Annotated in this window: 22 protein-coding genes; 11 read left to right on the top strand and 11 right to left on the bottom strand. The window is 44.6% G+C overall.

All coding sequences use genetic code 11. From position 1 onward, the window contains the following. The 4 genes from Q7U10_08380 to Q7U10_08365 form a co-directional block, all read left to right on the top strand. The coding region (locus Q7U10_08380) for a hypothetical protein (protein ID MDO8282620.1) at positions 1 to 270 on the top strand (270 nt) is incomplete at its 5' end. A gap of 226 nt (positions 271 to 496) precedes the next feature. Next, positions 497 to 1,567 (top strand): 3-isopropylmalate dehydrogenase, encoded by a 1,071-nt coding sequence (locus tag Q7U10_08375; protein MDO8282619.1) that lies wholly within the window; start codon positions 497 to 499, stop codon positions 1,565 to 1,567. Positions 1,568 to 1,606: 39 nt separating this feature from the next. Next, on the top strand, positions 1,607 to 2,620 hold the full coding sequence (locus Q7U10_08370) for an aspartate-semialdehyde dehydrogenase (protein MDO8282618.1): 1,014 nt from the start codon (positions 1,607 to 1,609) through the stop codon (positions 2,618 to 2,620). Between the two features lie 14 nt (positions 2,621 to 2,634). Next, positions 2,635 to 3,957, top strand: a complete 1,323-nt coding sequence (locus tag Q7U10_08365; GenBank protein MDO8282617.1) for an amidohydrolase family protein — start codon at positions 2,635 to 2,637, stop codon at positions 3,955 to 3,957. A gap of 12 nt (positions 3,958 to 3,969) precedes the next feature. Here the strand turns inward: Q7U10_08365 and Q7U10_08360 are convergent, their stop codons facing one another. The 5 genes from Q7U10_08360 to Q7U10_08340 all read right to left on the bottom strand — a co-directional run bounded on the left by Q7U10_08360 (position 3,970) and on the right by Q7U10_08340 (position 8,395). After that, the gene (locus Q7U10_08360) at positions 3,970 to 4,668 is read right to left on the bottom strand and encodes a septal ring lytic transglycosylase RlpA family protein (GenBank protein ID MDO8282616.1); all 699 of its coding nucleotides are present in this window, start codon (positions 4,666 to 4,668) and stop codon (positions 3,970 to 3,972) included. A gap of 73 nt (positions 4,669 to 4,741) precedes the next feature. Continuing rightward, positions 4,742 to 5,986 carry an AmpG family muropeptide MFS transporter gene (locus tag Q7U10_08355; protein MDO8282615.1) on the bottom strand — a complete coding sequence of 415 codons (1,245 nt, stop codon included), beginning with the start codon at positions 5,984 to 5,986 and terminating at the stop codon, positions 4,742 to 4,744. 7 nt (positions 5,987 to 5,993) lie between these two features. Beyond that, positions 5,994 to 6,716 (bottom strand): DUF1460 domain-containing protein, encoded by a 723-nt coding sequence (locus Q7U10_08350; protein ID MDO8282614.1) that lies wholly within the window; start codon positions 6,714 to 6,716, stop codon positions 5,994 to 5,996. A gap of 128 nt (positions 6,717 to 6,844) precedes the next feature. After that, positions 6,845 to 7,609, bottom strand: a complete 765-nt coding sequence (locus tag Q7U10_08345; GenBank protein MDO8282613.1) for a GW dipeptide domain-containing protein — start codon at positions 7,607 to 7,609, stop codon at positions 6,845 to 6,847. A 123-nt stretch (positions 7,610 to 7,732) separates the two neighbouring features. Beyond that, a complete protein-coding gene (locus tag Q7U10_08340) occupies positions 7,733 to 8,395 on the bottom strand; it encodes a YceH family protein (protein MDO8282612.1) in 663 nt (220 codons plus the stop codon). A gap of 147 nt (positions 8,396 to 8,542) precedes the next feature. On the opposite strand from Q7U10_08340, the gene Q7U10_08335 reads away from it, so the two are divergent. The 5 genes from Q7U10_08335 to Q7U10_08315 are packed head-to-tail and all read left to right on the top strand — an operon-like array spanning position 8,543 to position 11,670. Further along, positions 8,543 to 8,764 carry a hypothetical protein gene (locus tag Q7U10_08335; GenBank protein MDO8282611.1) on the top strand — a complete coding sequence of 74 codons (222 nt, stop codon included), beginning with the start codon at positions 8,543 to 8,545 and terminating at the stop codon, positions 8,762 to 8,764. A gap of 8 nt (positions 8,765 to 8,772) precedes the next feature. After that, positions 8,773 to 8,982, top strand: coding sequence for a hypothetical protein (locus Q7U10_08330; protein ID MDO8282610.1), 210 nt, complete (start codon positions 8,773 to 8,775; stop codon positions 8,980 to 8,982). 20 nt (positions 8,983 to 9,002) lie between these two features. Next, entirely contained in the window at positions 9,003 to 10,613 is a 1,611-nt protein-coding gene (locus tag Q7U10_08325) for an AAA family ATPase (GenBank protein ID MDO8282609.1), read from the top strand. After that, positions 10,613 to 11,335: a general secretion pathway protein GspB gene (locus tag Q7U10_08320; protein MDO8282608.1), complete on the top strand. Its 723-nt coding sequence runs from the start codon at positions 10,613 to 10,615 to the stop codon at positions 11,333 to 11,335. The genes Q7U10_08325 and Q7U10_08320 overlap by 1 nt, the downstream gene beginning before the upstream one ends. A 5-nt stretch (positions 11,336 to 11,340) precedes the next feature. Further along, on the top strand, positions 11,341 to 11,670 hold the full coding sequence (locus Q7U10_08315; protein ID MDO8282607.1) for a PilZ domain-containing protein: 330 nt from the start codon (positions 11,341 to 11,343) through the stop codon (positions 11,668 to 11,670). Positions 11,671 to 11,696: 26 nt separating this feature from the next. On the opposite strand, the gene Q7U10_08310 is transcribed toward Q7U10_08315, so the two are convergent. Next, positions 11,697 to 11,945, bottom strand: a complete 249-nt coding sequence (locus tag Q7U10_08310) for a hypothetical protein (GenBank protein MDO8282606.1) — start codon at positions 11,943 to 11,945, stop codon at positions 11,697 to 11,699. Positions 11,946 to 12,175: 230 nt separating this feature from the next. Between Q7U10_08310 and Q7U10_08305 the strand changes: the two genes are divergently transcribed. Together Q7U10_08305 and Q7U10_08300 are read left to right on the top strand one after the other, a co-directional pair. Continuing rightward, positions 12,176 to 12,376, top strand: coding sequence for a cold-shock protein (locus Q7U10_08305; protein MDO8282605.1), 201 nt, complete (start codon positions 12,176 to 12,178; stop codon positions 12,374 to 12,376). A 111-nt stretch (positions 12,377 to 12,487) separates the two neighbouring features. After that, positions 12,488 to 12,955 (top strand): tRNA (cytidine(34)-2'-O)-methyltransferase, encoded by a 468-nt coding sequence (locus tag Q7U10_08300; GenBank protein MDO8282604.1) that lies wholly within the window; start codon positions 12,488 to 12,490, stop codon positions 12,953 to 12,955. Between the two features lie 6 nt (positions 12,956 to 12,961). Here Q7U10_08300 and Q7U10_08295 read toward each other — a convergent pair whose 3' ends face one another. Genes Q7U10_08295 through fabD form a run of 5 tightly spaced genes read right to left on the bottom strand, consistent with a single transcriptional unit; the run spans position 12,962 to position 15,566 of the window. Then, a complete protein-coding gene (locus Q7U10_08295) occupies positions 12,962 to 13,195 on the bottom strand; it encodes a heavy metal-associated domain-containing protein (GenBank protein ID MDO8282603.1) in 234 nt (77 codons plus the stop codon). Positions 13,196 to 13,201: 6 nt separating this feature from the next. Beyond that, on the bottom strand, positions 13,202 to 13,615 hold the full coding sequence (locus tag Q7U10_08290) for a hypothetical protein (GenBank protein MDO8282602.1): 414 nt from the start codon (positions 13,613 to 13,615) through the stop codon (positions 13,202 to 13,204). Positions 13,616 to 13,624: 9 nt separating this feature from the next. Beyond that, a complete protein-coding gene (locus Q7U10_08285; protein MDO8282601.1) occupies positions 13,625 to 13,861 on the bottom strand; it encodes a hypothetical protein in 237 nt (78 codons plus the stop codon). A gap of 7 nt (positions 13,862 to 13,868) precedes the next feature. Beyond that, complete coding sequence (locus tag Q7U10_08280; GenBank protein ID MDO8282600.1) at positions 13,869 to 14,591, bottom strand: restriction endonuclease; 723 nt, start codon at positions 14,589 to 14,591, stop codon at positions 13,869 to 13,871. A gap of 48 nt (positions 14,592 to 14,639) precedes the next feature. After that, entirely contained in the window at positions 14,640 to 15,566 is a 927-nt protein-coding gene (fabD, locus tag Q7U10_08275) for an ACP S-malonyltransferase (GenBank protein MDO8282599.1), read from the bottom strand. Positions 15,567 to 15,601: the final 35 nt, after the last annotated feature.

Raw genomic sequence — 15,601 nt, 5'->3', positions numbered from 1 at the left:
GGCCTGCGCGACGCCATCGAGCTGGCGCGGCAAAAGGCCGACCTGCGCAAGGACGACATGAAGATCCGCGAGATCCACCCCGAGTTCAGCTTCGCGGACATGCTGCAGCTGTTGCAGCTGCTGGGTCAGGGCGGGGGCATGACGGCCGCGCAGCAGCGCCTCTTCGACCAGCAGACCGGGTTAAGCCAGGACCTGCGCCTGTCGATCCTGGGCTCCGGCAAGCCGGAGATGCTGCTGGACGACACGCCCTATCAGGGCTTCGGTTGGTAATCGGAGGGCAGGCACGGGCGGGTCCGACCCGCCTGGACCCTTCCCGTGAAGCGTCTTGGCAGGCGGCGTCTTGCGACGCCAGCGCGGCTTTGATAAACTGTTGGCCTGCCGCGTTCGTCTAGTGGCCCAGGACGCTGGCCTCTCACGCCGGTAACACGGGTTCAAATCCCGTTGGGATCACCATAAACCGCCACTGTATTAAGACCGTATTAAGAAGGAGAAAATAATGTCCAAGACTTATAACATTGCTGTTATTCCCGGAGACGGGACAGGCCCTGAGGTCATTGCTGAGGGGGTAAAGGTTCTTAATGCCATGTCCGAGAAGTCAGGCTTCAAGCTTGACCTTCACTATTATGATTTCGGCGGAGACAGATACTTAAGGACAGGTGAAGTTCTCCCGGACAGCGCAGTTGCCGACCTGAGAAAACATGATGCCATTTATCTCGGAGCTATAGGCCATCCTGATGTTAAACCAGGCATCCTTGAAAAAGGCATACTCCTGAGACTTCGCTTTGAGCTTGACCAGTACATAAACCTGAGGCCTGTAAAACTCTACCCCGGCATAGAATGCCCTCTCAAGGATAAAGGGCCTGAAGATATAGACTTTGTCGTTGTGAGAGAAAATACAGAAGGGCTTTATGTCGGCGCAGGCGGAGTTCTGAAAAAAGGCACGCCTGATGAGGTATCTGTTCAGGAGTCGATCAACACCAGAAAAGGCGTCGAGCGCTGTATCCGCTACGCGTTTGAATATTGCAAAAAGAGGAACAATCCCAAGGGGAAGAAGTTGACTCTCTGTGGAAAAACAAACGTCCTTACATTTGCATTTGACCTCTGGGAAAGGACATTCAATGAAGTTGCTAAAGAGTATCCTGGCATTAAAACAGATTACGTTCATGTTGATGCATTAACCATGTGGTTTGTAAAGAACCCTGAATGGTTCGATGTGATAGTTACAGACAATATGTTCGGAGATATCATCACAGACCTCGGCGCGATGATACAGGGCGGAATGGGAATAGCAGCAGGCGGAAATATTAATCCTGATCCCGGCGGGGTCTCGATGTTTGAGCCTATCGGCGGCTCTGCTCCAAAATACAAAGGGCAGAATATCATCAATCCTCTTGCAGCAATATGCGCGGGCGGTCTGATGCTTGAAAGCCTTGGGGAAACAGCAAGCGGCAAGGCGATAGAAGCGGCAGTCATGAAGGTCACTGCAAATGACATTAAGAGCCTCGCAGCCGGCAAGATGGGATACAGCACTACTGAAGTCGGTGACCTGGTAGTGAAGAACCTATAATTAAAATTTAATTTTAGACAGGAGTTGTAAAGAAAAACGATGCTTAAGAAAAAAGAGAAATACACCGTAGCAGTTGTAGGAGCAACCGGGGCCGTAGGAAATGAGATGGTCTCAATTCTCGAAGAAAGAAACTTCCCTGTGGGTGAGCTAAGGCTCTTTGCCTCAGAGCGTTCAGAGGGCAGTACACTCGACTTCCATGGGAAGGCTATAGCTGTCGAGGTGCTCAAAGCGGATGTCTTCAAAGGAATTGACATAGCCCTCTTCTCAGCAGGCGGCGATAGGAGCATAGAGTTTGCGCCGATAGCTGCAAAGGCAGGATGTGTTGTCATAGATAACTCAAGCGCATGGAGAATGGACCCTGAGGTCCCTCTGGTCGTTCCTGAAGTCAACCCGCATGACCTTAAATGGCATAAAGGGATAATAGCAAACCCCAACTGCTCGACGATCCAGATGGTGCTTCCTCTGAAACCCATACATGATGCCGCAAAGATCAAGAGGGTTGTGGTTACAACCTTTCAGTCAGTATCCGGCACAGGCAAGAAGGCGATGGATGAGCTTCTTGAGCAGAGCGCCGCATTCCTGAACTTCAAGGATATAACACCAAAGGTCTATCCTCATCAGATAGCATTCAACTGTCTTCCTCATATCGACAGTTTCCTGGATAATGGTTATACAAAAGAAGAGATGAAGATGATAAATGAAACGAGAAAGATACTCGGCGATTCTTCACTAAGGATAACAGCCACAACTGTGAGGGTTCCTGTCTTTAAGTGCCATTCCGAGTCTGTAAATATCGAGACCGAAAAGAAACTTTCTGCAGATGAGGTAAGGGCTCTGCTCTCAGCATCAGATGGTATAATCGTATATGACGCTCCTGAGAAGAATATCTACCCTCTTCCGATATATGTCGCAGGAAAAGATGAGACCTACATAGGAAGGATCAGGGAAGACGAGTCTGTTGAGAACGGTATAAATATGTGGATCGTTGCAGACAACATCAGGAAAGGCGCTGCATTGAACGCGGTGCAGATTGCTGAGAAGTTGATAGAGTAATTTCAAAGGATGTTATGCAAAACGTTGATCATATCATAAGGGCCGACTATCTCCTGACGATGGAAGGAGACCTGAGAGTTATCCATGACGGCGCTGTAGCTGTTTCCGGAACTGATATCATTGACGTTGACACCTTCTATGACATCTCAAAAAAATACACTTCAAAAAATATCACCGATGGCAAAGACAAGGTCGTCTTCCCAGGCCTGGTAAATACACATACCCACGCGGCAATGGTCTATTTCAGGGGCATTGCCGATGACCTTCCTCTGCAGGAATGGCTCCAGAATCATATATGGCCGAATGAGATGAAGTGGCTTTCGAGCGAATTTGTCGGCGATGCTGTTGAACTTGCATGCCTTGAGATGCTGAAGGGAGGAGTCACCACCTTCAATGATATGTACTTCTATGAAAATATAGCAGGCGAAAAACTGACCAATATCGGAATGAGGGCTGTCCTCGGTTCCGGCATTATCGACTTCCCGTGGAAAGATTATGCGACAGGCCCGGATGATTACTTTAAAAAAGCTGAAGAGCACATTAAGAATTGGAAGGGCAATGAACTTGTCACTACATCTGTTGCGCCGCACGCTACATTTACCTGCAGCCCTGATAATTACACACGTGCAAGAGTGCTTGCTGAAAAATATGATGTAGCACTGCATACCCACCTTTCTGAAACAGAGTTTGAAGTAGCCCAGTGCAAAGAGCGGTATGGAAAGACACCGGTAGAACATCTTGACTCCATAGGTTTTCTTTCAGAACGCGTCTCAGCAGCCCATTGTGTATGGCTGACTGACAGAGATATTGAGATACTCGCAGAAAGAAAGGTCGGTGTCGCACACTGCATCGAAAGCAACCTGAAGCTTGCATCAGGCTTTGCGCCTGTACCGAAACTTCTCAAAGCAGGTATAAAGGTCGGGCTCGGAACTGACGGCGCTGCAAGCAACAATGACCTTAGCATCTTAGGTGAGATGGCAACAGCTGCAAAGGTTCATAAAGCTGTCTCAGGAGACCCCACTGTTGTTAACAGCAAGGCCGCGCTTCTTATGGCAACCAAAACCGGAGCTGAGATCATCGGGCTTGGTGATAAGACAGGCTCTCTAAAACCCGGCAAAAAAGCTGACCTTGTCATAGCTGATCTTGCAAAACCTCATCTGATGCCTCTTTATGATATTTACTCGCATATCACTTATGCAATGCAGCCATCCGATATTGAAACCGTCATGGTCAACGGAAAGATCCTGCTTGATAAGAGAAGGCTGATGACTGGTGATGAAGACGCTATACTTGATAACGCGAGGAAGTGGCAGGATAGGATCAGAAGCAGTAAATAGTTAGTTAATACCTCAAAGTCCTACCACTTCAACCTTAACCTTTGCCGTTCCCTTTTCATAAAAACCAAGCATCTTTGCCGCACCCATGCTGAGGTCTATTATCCTTTTCCCTGAGTCAGCATTATGGTCGCTCGGAAACGGCCCTCTGTCATTGACCCTCACAATTATAGACCTCTTGTTCTCAAGGTTCGTCACCTTAACGTTGATGGGCAGAGGAAGAAGTTTATGAGCTGCGGTAAGTTCTTCAGGAACGAACTTCTCTCCGTTTGCAGTCATATAACCGAACTTCTTATTGCGTGTCTCATATCCATACCATGATGCTATGCCGACCTCGTTATAGGTCTTTGCCTTTTCAACAGACATGGGAAAGTACTTTTTGCCTTTGACTGTATAAGGAGAATTCTTAACTCTTCCCAGCCTGATGGCTTCCTTTACGGGAAGCCCGTCAATGGTTTCTATCTCATCATTTATCAGAGGCCAGTCAAGCGGTGCGCGGACTACGTTGAAGGTATATTTACCTATGGAATAGACAAGCTTTGTGGCGCCGGCAGTGAGTTCATATGTGCCTTTTACGGCATAATATGTCCCCTTCACAACTCCCTTGGTAATTGTGTAAGGCGCTTTGATAACAGCACAGGAAGATATAAAAGAGGTTAATACAAGACTGATACTGAAGATAACAACAAGCTTCTTGTTTAAGTAGCTCCTCATCTTTATAATGGTAATTATATTTAATATATCAACTTAATGTAAAGCTTTACGACATATGAGTAACATATTGTTATTAAACTGTTTTAACGCTTTCATTGGGACTCCATGGGGCAAACTTTAAAAGGAGAAGCATGCCTGGTATTGCAATCAGCGTACAGGCGATAAAAAACAACTCCCAGCCCATATACTTGGCAAGATAACCTGTTGGCGCTGAGGCTATAACCCTGGGCACTCCCATAAGGCTGCTCAATAACGCATATTGCGTGGCAGTAAATTTTTTGTTTGTTATGCTCCCCATAAACGCGACATACGCAGCGGTTCCCATGCCGCCGCTCAGGTTTTCAAAGACTATGACCCCGGCAAGTGCGGGAAGGCTGTGGCCGATCTGCGCAAGAAGAGCAAACCCTGCGGTGGATATCGCCTGAAAAAAACCGAAGATCCAGAGTGAACGGTTTATACCAAGGCGCAGCATAGTTATCCCGCCTATGAGACTGCCGATTATCGTTGCCCAGAAACCAAAAAGTTTAACGATCGTGCCGATCTCGGTCTTTGAAAATCCGATGTCTAAATAAAAAGGCGTTGTCATAGCGCTAGCCATCGTATCTCCGAGCTTATAAAAGAGAATAAATGCCAGTATCCACAACGCCCCTTCTCTGGAGAAATATTCAATAAGCGGGTTCAGCACAGCATCACGCATGTTCTTGGGAGTACCCATAGGATTCGCAGGTTCAGGCGTGATCAGTGTAGTAATGACACCCGGCAGCATGCATGCCGCCATTATCATATACACCCATGAAAATGATATATGGTCTGCCATAATAAGCCCGCCGCCAGAGGCAAGGAGCATACCGACACGGTAGCCGTTCACATAAAGTGAAGAGCCTAATCCAAGTTCTTCGTCAGCCATGTCCTCTCTGCGATAGGCATCCACGACAATATCCTGTGAAGCGCTGAAGAATGTGACGACAAAAGCTGCAAAAGCAACCAGCCATGGACTCTTAGCAGGGTCGGTAAACCCAAGCCCGGCGATTGAAAAGATCAATGCTATCTGAGCTATGAGCAGCCATCCCCTTCTGCGTCCCAGAAAAGGAAGGGTGAACCGGTCAAGGAAAGGTGCCCATATAAATTTGAGGGTGTATGGAAGGCCGACAAGTGACATAATGCCGATAACCGTCAGATCCACTCCGGCTTCCTTCATCCATGCCTGCAGAACCGTCATAGTAAGAAGCAGCGGCAGCCCGCAGGCAAAGCCCATGATCAATGAAACAAGCATGCGACGGCTCAGCATCACTTTAAATAACGAGAGCTTATTTTTCATTCTTCTGTCACCCTATCGGCCTCAGCACAATAATTCCCGCTTTGTTAGAAACATACTCTTTGAAATCCTCGTCAATCACTTTTCCCTTGATCGAAGAAGCATGCCTAAGAAAAATGTCCTTCCCTGTCTTTATGAGAATTCCGACATGTGAAACATCCAGCCCCGAGGCCTTCGAATAAATACCGACATAATCACCTGTCTTCAATTTATCAAGGATCACATCGTCAATATTCCCGGAAGGAAGGGATGATATGTCTCTCCATACTGGATCAATACCTTTAATAATAAAAGTGCCGTCATCTCTTTTATTCAGGTGCTTAATAGTTCTCTCAACAGTCCGGCTGCCTATCTCCTTTGTAATGTCTTTCACAAAGAGACTGTTATTTCCTATCCAGTCGGTAAAGAAATGATTCCTGCTTTTGAAAGAGACCTGCCCTTCCCTGTATCTGACCTTCTTTAGATTTTCAATGAAATCACTGAATGACCTTGATAATCTCATCGCCTCTATATAATCAATGAATGTGAAGCAGTCTACACCGTCAAGACTGACAACTAATTCTTCCGGTAACTCATGGCTGCCTATAAGAGTTGAAGCGGAATAAGAAGAATCAATAAACCTTCCGGAGAGATGATCTATACGGCTCCCTGCCTCTTTGATCTTAGATGAACTGTAGATCAGATCATTCAGTTCATCCTCTGACCATCGGCCTAACTTAAGATTTCTTTTCATAATAATTCCTGAGATTTTTTTAACAACCAGTCAATTATACATCAAAAACGGATGGCGGCTCGCAAATTATTGCGCATAAAAAAAGCCCCTTGCAGACGCAAGGGGCTTTCAAGAGTTAAGAAATTATATTACTTTGATATCGAAGCATTCTCAAGAATGACTTTATAAGCATACCCTCCGCCAAAGTCCTTGTCTTTAGCTAATGTCCCTGTGGCAGTGATCGTTTCGCCATCCAAAGGAATAGAATCTGTCGTCAAAACAAGATCATGTGTCCCTGCTGCTGCATCTCCGGTACCATCCTGAATATGCACCCAGTTCTTTCCCATAATGCTTGGGGAAACTTTAACTACTACACCTTTCACCTTGACAGACTTGGCGTTAAGGTCAGCACTCTTACTATAGAGATCAGCAATAGTATAAGAATTAGCGCCTGCAGCCTTTTCAACCTTGACCTTCTGCTTTTCAGTAACAACAGCGCCCTTGCTCATAAATGGAGCGGCATTAGGGTCACCCGCCTTGCCAACAATTCCTGGGGAAAAAATAACACTGTCAAATGTGCGGTTAAGTGTTTTGCTGGTGAAGTTGCGCATCTCATCTCCGGAATAAAAAGACATCTCTTCGCCTTTCTTAATATCAGCCTCTGTTATAGCTACCCATATCTCTTTACCATCCTTTGTCAGCTTCACATATGTATAACCGCCGCTGTTCATTGTCTCAGCAACCTTCCCTGATATGATAGGCCTGGTATCAGTGGTGATAGGGCCTGCCTGAGGTGTGGTCTGCTCCTGCTGTTTAGTCTCAGCAGGCTTCTTTTTACTGTTGCACGCTGTGTTGACTGCCGCTATTGAAATAACAAGCAGCAATAAGGCAAATAATTTTACAAATCTTTTCATCTCCGGTCTCCTTATTGTTTATGATTTAATGTTAGGGAATTAATTTCCGTATTTTTTATAATAACATACTCATTTTATATGAAACAATGAAGCCGCCGAATAAACGGTTAAAACCTCTTTAAATCATTTAAATTCAACAATGAAATCATTAAAGGCTTTTTTTAGCGCCTCAAAATCTTTTGACAGGGACTCCACCTTACTCTCAAGGCTTGCAATGCGCTCATCTTCCTCCATAACCATGACCGCTGCCGGCTCCATCGGCATTTTACATCCGGCTTCTTCCTGCTCAATAATCCCTGAGAAAAGATGCATATATCTCTGCTCTTTTCTGCCGAACTGCCTCTGAAGTTTGGTGACAACAGGTTCATCACGATCCATCAGACCAGTTAATACATCCTCGACCTCTTCTAACCCTGTGAAACTGCACATACGTCCGGCACGGCTGCGTAACTCACCCGGGGTCTGCCCGCCCCTGAGCATAAGTTCACAAAGTATCGCAATATCCCTCTCATTAAATTTAAATCTCTCTGTAAATAAGTGCTGGTACTTGGGAACCCTGCTATCTGCCTTATATATCTTCTCAACAAGCCCTTTATCCTGAAGCCTTTCAATCCCCCTCACAACTGTCTTCTCATCAAAAGAGACAACAGGATTCCGGTTGGACTTCTGACAGCATGCAGCGGTTAACGAATTCAGTGTCAAAGGATAGTAATCAGGAGTGGTTATCTTCTTCTCAATCAAAGAAGCCAGTATCCGTACTTCTATGCTATCAAGTTGAATATCCATAAGTTATATATTATAACTGAAGATCAAGTGAAAAATATTAAAACCAAATCCGCTGTAAACCCTTTTCTAATAACTAATTTTATGATAATATTAGGAAATTTAGTTCTTAATATACTGTTAATTCATAAAATAATAACGATCTGAATTATGAGCGAATTAAAGGATAAAGACGAACTCGGCTGGCTTGCCGGAAGACAATGTCCGTTATCAAACAAGCGTGTCGTTGAAAGAAGAACCCGCAGGGACAGAAGAAGTGTCTTTAAGAACCATAAATATACCGGCACTCAAAGAAGGCATATGAAAAGAAGAACTGTCATAAACAGACGGCATGTATACTACACTGATAAAGATGGCAATACCCTGTATTGATAACGGCAATGGAAGAGAAAATAATAGCAGAGCCTGATAAAGAACCTGACAAGAGCGAACTCCGCAAATTTGACAGGCGTACATGGAGAGACAGGCGAAGGGTCTGGAAAAACAAAAACTATAAAGGCCCTGAGCGCAGGAAGACGCGCAAGAGAAGATGCTCATTTGACAGAAGAGGTGTTCCTATACCTGATGAGTTAGGGAAAAACATCCCTTAGACCAATTACAACAGCCTCTTATGTATAACAAATATTTCGGATTTGAAGAACAGCCCTTTTCTATCGCGCCTGACCCACGCTACCTTTACATGAGCGAGCAGCACCGTGAGTCCCTCGCGCATTTGGTCTACGGGTTTAACAGCGACGGCGGTTTTGTCCTGCTTACCGGAGAGGTCGGAACCGGCAAGACAACGGTCTGCCGCTGCCTTCTTGAGCAGGTCCCTGACAACTCATCCATTGCGCTTGTCATCAACCCGAAACTGACTGTCAACGAATTGCTGGCAACGATATGTGATGAATTCGGCATTAAATACCCTTCAGGCAATACAAGCTTAAAAGTCTTTATTGACCTCATTAATGAATACCTGTGTGAAGCCCATGCAAAAAACAAAAAGGTCGTCCTTATCATTGATGAGGCGCAGAATCTGAGCGCTGAAGTGCTGGAGCAGTTAAGGCTGCTGACAAATCTCGAGACAAACAAGAGAAAACTGCTCCAGATAATCCTTCTTGGACAGCCCGAACTTCGCGACAAGCTCGGACAGCCGGAATTGCGGCAGCTTTCGCAAAGGATAATCGCCAGATACCACCTGGGCCCTCTTTCAAAAAAAGACCTGGGCGCATATGTTACTCACCGCATCTCTGTTGCAGGACTGGAAGATGAGCTTTTCCCTTCTTCAACAATTGACAGGCTGTATATCCTGAGCAGAGGAATTCCCCGCATTATTAATCTGTTGTGCGACAGGGCCCTATTAGGAACATTCACCCAGGGGAAACATAAGGTGAGCAGCAGGATACTCAACATAGCTGCAAAAGAAGTGCTGGAGACGCCGAAGTTCAAACATGGAATATCTACAACAATGCTTGTTGCAGCCTTGATACTTACAGCATTCAGCCTTGTCTCTGCGTCGGCTTATTTTTACTATATGACCGCCAAAAAATCATCGGCCATATCAGTAATACCTGATACAAAAGCCACTGATCAAGCACATGTGAATGTGTTGGATAAACTGAAATGGCCGGACACTATCCCGATAAAACAAAGTAAGGAGACAGCTTACAGATCAGTATTCAGTATATGGGGAATAACATACAGCGATGATAACAGCATCCCTCCCTGCCAGCAGGCACAATCGAAGGGGCTCAGATGCCTCAAAGGGCTGGGAAGCATGGAGAGCATCCGCACCTTGAACCTGCCAGTGATACTGACACTTCACAATGAAGCAGGAGAAGAGTATTATGCAACCCTCATAACACTCACTAAAGATATCGGCTCATTAAATGTTGGAGGCCGCAACATTGAAGCATCTGTCAAGGATATTGAATCACAGTGGCTCGGAGACTATACGCTGCTATGGAAGACCCCGCCTGAATATAGCGGTGATATAAAGCCGGGGGATAAAGGCGTTTTGGTAAAATGGCTTGATACGCATCTGGCTGTGATCAATAACAGAAAGCCGGTTCAGGGAGATGTTATCACTTATGACAATGCCCTTGTTAACGAATTAAAAAAGTTTCAGCTTGCTGAAGGGCTGGTGCCTGACGGGATAGCCGGTGCACAGACGATCATCCACCTTAATACTGCAACTGCTGAAGAAATGCCGACACTTACAGGAGGCATTAAGAAAAACTAATGTCATTCATTCTTGATGGATTAAAAAAGCTTGAAGAGAACCGCAACAGGGATGCAGTTCCTAATCTTCTGACCGTTCATACTCCTGAATTTCAAAAAACCAAAAAACGCCCTGTCTGGCCATATTTTATTTTTGCGGTCCTCGTCCTGAACGCTTTTCTGATATCGATATGGCTTGGGATATGGGCACCTGAAGAAAAAGTTTCAGTTAAACAGACTGAGTTAATAAAAGAAGAGACAGCCGTAAATCTGAAGCAGTTAGTTCCTGAAGTCACTACTGCTAATGAAGCGCGCACTCAAAAACAGGATCTCATAATAAAAGAAAATACTGCTGTTAAAGATAAAGAATCGATCAAGACAACTACAGCTGCCGTGCATAAGAACAATGAAGACAAAAAGCAAATTGATATCGAAAAGGCATCGTCTGAGTCTTTTTCTTTAATAGAGCAGGAAGACACAGCTGAGAACAAGTCCCAGTCTGAACCTTCAGATAAGATATTTGAGCTTAGCGAACTGCCCCTGAACATAAGGCAGGGCCTTCCGGTCATTTCTATCTCAGCCCATATATATTCCAACAATCCGTCATCAAGGCTGGTGAACATTAACGGCAGTATTATTCATGAAGGCGATAATGTAACTCCTGAGCTTGGGGTAGATGAAATCACCATGAATGGTGTAATATTGAAATATCGAGGATATCGCTTCAGCATGCGGGGGCTTTAGAATTTATGCAAGAACGAAGAAAGAGCAAAAGAATAATGGACGGATTTGAAGGCGAACTCCTGTGCTGCGACACCAGCTACCCTGGGATGATTCTTAACCTTTCAGAACACGGGCTTCACTTTGTTACCGCTACTGTAAAACACGTCAAAGACTTTACCAAAGAGACCATTGTGGAGATTTTTCTCAGGCTGCCGTCATCAAAGCCAATTAACCTGGTCTGCAAGGTAATATGGTTCAGCGATAAGGCCACTAATCATGGCGAGACATTCACACTTGGACTGGAACTGATCAACCCGCCTCAGAAATACACAGAGTTTGCAATATCAATTAAATAGACTGCCTGCCTTATCACAAATTCATACTACTTTTTAGCAGGGCCTCTTTTTATCTTATGGCATTTAAGGCATTCGAATTTAGGAGGGTGTTTTTCGGAAACCATTGCCTGGCCTTCAGGTATATGGCAACCCTTGCATAACTCAACATCTGTGACTGAAATATGATCCTCATCAGCAGGCATCTGATGGGCCCTGTCGCCTGATATGGCTATGAATAGCCCCAACACAGCAAGCATGCCGAGTACAAATAAGATATTTTTTTGAGCCTTGGTCATGCTCTGATTTTAACATAAACTGAAATAATACCGCTGTATTTTTGCAGATGCCGGTTCTACAGCTGTTAAACATGACATTGACTTATTACTATACGAATGTTATTGTCAGTACAGAAGTATCAGAAGTTTTTTGGAAGGACGAGACCACAAAGACTTTTAGCTTTGTGGTTTTTTTATTGCGCTAACACGGTCTGTTCTGATTCTTTAGTTTAAAGTAGGAGGTATTAGAGATGATTAATGGAACAGTAAAGTGGTTCAACGAATCAAAAGGCTTTGGCTTTATCTCAAGAGAAGACGGCAGTGACGTATTTGTTCACTATTCGACTATTCAAGGTGATGGATTCAAGACCCTTGCAGAAGGCGATGCAGTCAGCTTTGAGATCGAAGAAAGCTCAAAAGGCCCTAAGGCTATCAATGTTACAGCACTGTAATTGAAACAAGCCTAAAAGCCCTCCTGTTATGCAGGGGGGCTTTTTTTATTGCCTGAACTGCAATGATAATTAAGATATAATAAGCAGCAGGTTTTTTAAATTAATAACAAAATGCTGAATATCGTACTTTACAGGCCTGAGATACCTCCAAATACCGGAGCCATAGCAAGGCAGTGTGTCGGAATGGACGCACACCTCCACATCATAAAACCGATCAGTTTTGACATGAGCAGCGGAAAGGCCAAGCGTGCAGGACTCGACTACTGGGATGACCTTAAGCTTTCCTTCCATGAATCCCCTGAAGAATTTCTCCAATGGCTCGGGGAGAAGAGTCCATGGCTCATTACAAAACACGGAACATTGAGATATGACAGCCCATGCTATAAAGATGAGGATATTATCATATTCGGCAACGAGACCGGCGGGCTGCCGGAAGAATGGCTGAAGAGATGGAATGACAGAACTGTTCATGTTCCCATAATCGGCAAAGTGAGAAGCTACAACCTTGCTAATACCGTAAGCATAGTCCTTGCAGAAGCAAACCTCAAGGCAGGTATTTATGAAAGTGGGAAAAAATGAGACCTGCTATGTTTCTGAAACTATCTTAAGAGGGAACCCGAGTTTACGCACAGCGGCATAGACATCTTTCCTGTTGATCACGACGGGGTCATATTTTATTACAACAGAATCATCCGCAAAACTTACTGATACATCAACGATCCCGGGGATCTCAGTCAGTATCCCCTCCATATCACCGGCGCATGAGGTGCAGGTGATCCCGTCAGCCATTAACTTCATCTCTCTTATGCTGTCAGACATAAATGCTCACTTAATATCCTCACCTATCAGATTCTGCCTCACATCAACAAGATGCTGAAAGTAATCCATAAATGCCCTGTAGAGTTTGGCATTGTCATTTTCAAGGCTTTTAAGAAGAGGGTTGCAGAAAAAAAACGTACACCGGAACGGCCGCATCCATCTCACAAGCGAACATCCTGTGACCGTCATAAAACGGCAGGTGCTGTTTTCATCTCTACCGCTATGTTCCTGAATAAAATCCGCGCCGATAGCCTTTAGAAAGATGATGTCATCGCTGTCATAACGGCCGTGCCTGTCTGCACAGCAGATATTTTTGCAGTCCGGGCAGACAATAGAGGTATGCTTCTCGATAAACGGTGAAACAGTATTAAAAGCCTCCCTGAGCTCCTGCGCTATCTCTGTCTTGCTATCAGAAACCATACTGATGAGTTAGATCAGGCCCTTATCTTCCAGTTCCTTTACCATCCTGGCAAATTCAGAAGGATCTTGACGCCCCAGGCTCACAACTGCATCATACGGCTCCATAGTGCCTGCCGGGTCAACTGGGGGGAAGTATTTGGCAAAGACCGCATCAAAGAACTTTCTCTTATCTAAATCAAAGAAGTTGTCCTCAAGTGAATTACTTATCTTTTCCGCCGTAGACATTATTATTTCATGATCAAGCATAAATTTATTATTTCACTCCTTTTCTGTGTTCATTACAGTAAACTCCGCCTTTAAGCATCATGGAGTTGTCATTACAAAACTGAATATCTTCCTTATTTACATCATTGCCGCATACCCCGCATTTCTTTGATAAGTATTCATCCATAGACAACACATGTTGAGCTCCGATAAAACCATTCCCGGCCGTATAAGTTTCAGAAGTTTCAAACTCAAAAGCAGCCTCTTCTTTGGTATCAAAAAGATTCTTTATGAGTTCATCCCTGTCCCATAATACAACACCATTCTCTTCAGCAAACTCCCTGGCTCTGAATGTAAAGTACTTATTAGTAACCATGATAAGTTCATGACACTCATGAAACCTCATGGCATTCAATGATTCCTGTATCGGCTTCCATCCTATCTTGCCTTGATTCCTTACAGCCCGAAACAATACCTTAACACCATTCTTAACTATAAGCATATTTACTTCATGATCATCTTTATGATTTACCCATTCAATTATATATCCTAGCCTGACAACAATATCATTAAGATGACTTATAAAATCGCCAATCTCCTTTGAATCAAAATCATTAATGGATGACCTGGACAATTTATGCTCTGTCCATTGATCAAGAATAATTTTAGCAGCCAATACAGCAGTAATGATCGGAACTATATACCAAAAATCCAAGGCCAGGTCTGTCAGGGAACGCAAATAGTCTTGAAAATAACCAAACAAGATCAACATACTTATAGCATACTATGACTTAACACGGAACACAAAACGTGCATCTGTTTAAGACAATATGCCAATAGCCTCTTCAATACCCTTTGCATCACCCGCATTCAGCGTCTTCACATCTTTATCAATCCTTTTTATGAGGCCTGTAAGCACGTTCTTTGGCCCGACTTCAATAATTGTATCAACCCCGTTCTCAACCATCAGCTTGACAGTATCTTCCCATAAAAGCGGGCTGTTGAGCTGTCTTACAAGCGAATCTTTTATCTCGGCAGGATCATTCAGTATCTTTGCATCCGCATTATTAATGATAGGAATCTGAGGCATTTGGAATTCCAGAGTATTCAATAATTCTGATAGCCTTTTGGAAGCTGGGCTCATCATCTGACAGTGCGAGGGAACTGACACCGCAAGCGGCAAGGCACGCTTTGCGCCCGCCTCTTTCGCAATGTTCATCGCCTCCTCAACAGCCGCTTTCTCGCCTGCAATAACTATCTGCCCCGGAGAGTTGTAGTTTGCAGGAGATACATATCCGCTTTTAACTGAAGCGCAAATTTCATCCACCTGCGCCCTTTCAAGCCCGAGGATAGCTGCCATCAGCCCCTTGCCCTCAGGCACCGCCTCCTGCATGAACTGCCCCCTCTTCTCCGTGAGCTTTACTGTTTCCTTAAAAGAGATAATTCCTGAAGCAGGGAGTGTAGTATATTCACCAAGGCTGTGTCCTGCCATAAAAACAGGATTAACGCCTTTATTTTTCAGAATAACAAATGCCGCATAACTTGCTGTCAGGAGCGCGGGCTGTGTGCGGAATGTCTTATTGAGTTCTTCTTCAGGGCCATTGAAACTGAGGCCGGCTACATCATATCCAAGCGCATCAGATGCTTCTTTGTAGACCGCCCTCGCCTCTTCAAAATTATCATAAAGGTCTTTTCCCATCCCGACAAACTGGGAACCCTGCCCCGGAAATACAATAGCTATCTTCATAAATTACTCCTTTATGGATTGTTTTATGTCTTTCC

It is taken from the genome of Thermodesulfovibrionia bacterium (assembly GCA_030646035.1).
Classification (GTDB): Bacteria; Nitrospirota; Thermodesulfovibrionia; order UBA6902; family UBA6902; genus JACQZG01.
This window is presented reverse-complemented; position numbering and strand designations above follow the sequence as displayed.

Excerpts from the sequence above, each read along its gene's own strand:
- Q7U10_08375 (MDO8282619.1), top strand. The coding sequence starts at position 497 with ATGTCCAAGACTTATAACATTGCTGTTATTCCCGGAGACGGGACAGGC.
- Q7U10_08370 (MDO8282618.1), top strand. The coding sequence starts at position 1,607 with ATGCTTAAGAAAAAAGAGAAATACACCGTAGCAGTTGTAGGAGCAACC.
- Q7U10_08365 (MDO8282617.1), top strand. The coding sequence starts at position 2,635 with ATGCAAAACGTTGATCATATCATAAGGGCCGACTATCTCCTGACGATG.
- Q7U10_08360 (MDO8282616.1), bottom strand. The coding sequence starts at position 4,668 with ATGAGGAGCTACTTAAACAAGAAGCTTGTTGTTATCTTCAGTATCAGT.
- Q7U10_08355 (MDO8282615.1), bottom strand. The coding sequence starts at position 5,986 with ATGAAAAATAAGCTCTCGTTATTTAAAGTGATGCTGAGCCGTCGCATG.
- Q7U10_08350 (MDO8282614.1), bottom strand. The coding sequence starts at position 6,716 with ATGAAAAGAAATCTTAAGTTAGGCCGATGGTCAGAGGATGAACTGAAT.
- Q7U10_08345 (MDO8282613.1), bottom strand. The coding sequence starts at position 7,609 with ATGAAAAGATTTGTAAAATTATTTGCCTTATTGCTGCTTGTTATTTCA.
- Q7U10_08340 (MDO8282612.1), bottom strand. The coding sequence starts at position 8,395 with ATGGATATTCAACTTGATAGCATAGAAGTACGGATACTGGCTTCTTTG.
- Q7U10_08335 (MDO8282611.1), top strand. The coding sequence starts at position 8,543 with ATGAGCGAATTAAAGGATAAAGACGAACTCGGCTGGCTTGCCGGAAGA.
- Q7U10_08330 (MDO8282610.1), top strand. The coding sequence starts at position 8,773 with ATGGAAGAGAAAATAATAGCAGAGCCTGATAAAGAACCTGACAAGAGC.
- Q7U10_08325 (MDO8282609.1), top strand. The coding sequence starts at position 9,003 with ATGTATAACAAATATTTCGGATTTGAAGAACAGCCCTTTTCTATCGCG.
- Q7U10_08320 (MDO8282608.1), top strand. The coding sequence starts at position 10,613 with ATGTCATTCATTCTTGATGGATTAAAAAAGCTTGAAGAGAACCGCAAC.
- Q7U10_08315 (MDO8282607.1), top strand. The coding sequence starts at position 11,341 with ATGCAAGAACGAAGAAAGAGCAAAAGAATAATGGACGGATTTGAAGGC.
- Q7U10_08310 (MDO8282606.1), bottom strand. The coding sequence starts at position 11,945 with ATGACCAAGGCTCAAAAAAATATCTTATTTGTACTCGGCATGCTTGCT.
- Q7U10_08305 (MDO8282605.1), top strand. The coding sequence starts at position 12,176 with ATGATTAATGGAACAGTAAAGTGGTTCAACGAATCAAAAGGCTTTGGC.
- Q7U10_08300 (MDO8282604.1), top strand. The coding sequence starts at position 12,488 with ATGCTGAATATCGTACTTTACAGGCCTGAGATACCTCCAAATACCGGA.
- Q7U10_08295 (MDO8282603.1), bottom strand. The coding sequence starts at position 13,195 with ATGTCTGACAGCATAAGAGAGATGAAGTTAATGGCTGACGGGATCACC.
- Q7U10_08290 (MDO8282602.1), bottom strand. The coding sequence starts at position 13,615 with ATGGTTTCTGATAGCAAGACAGAGATAGCGCAGGAGCTCAGGGAGGCT.
- Q7U10_08285 (MDO8282601.1), bottom strand. The coding sequence starts at position 13,861 with ATGCTTGATCATGAAATAATAATGTCTACGGCGGAAAAGATAAGTAAT.
- Q7U10_08280 (MDO8282600.1), bottom strand. The coding sequence starts at position 14,591 with ATGTTGATCTTGTTTGGTTATTTTCAAGACTATTTGCGTTCCCTGACA.
- fabD (MDO8282599.1), bottom strand. The coding sequence starts at position 15,566 with ATGAAGATAGCTATTGTATTTCCGGGGCAGGGTTCCCAGTTTGTCGGG.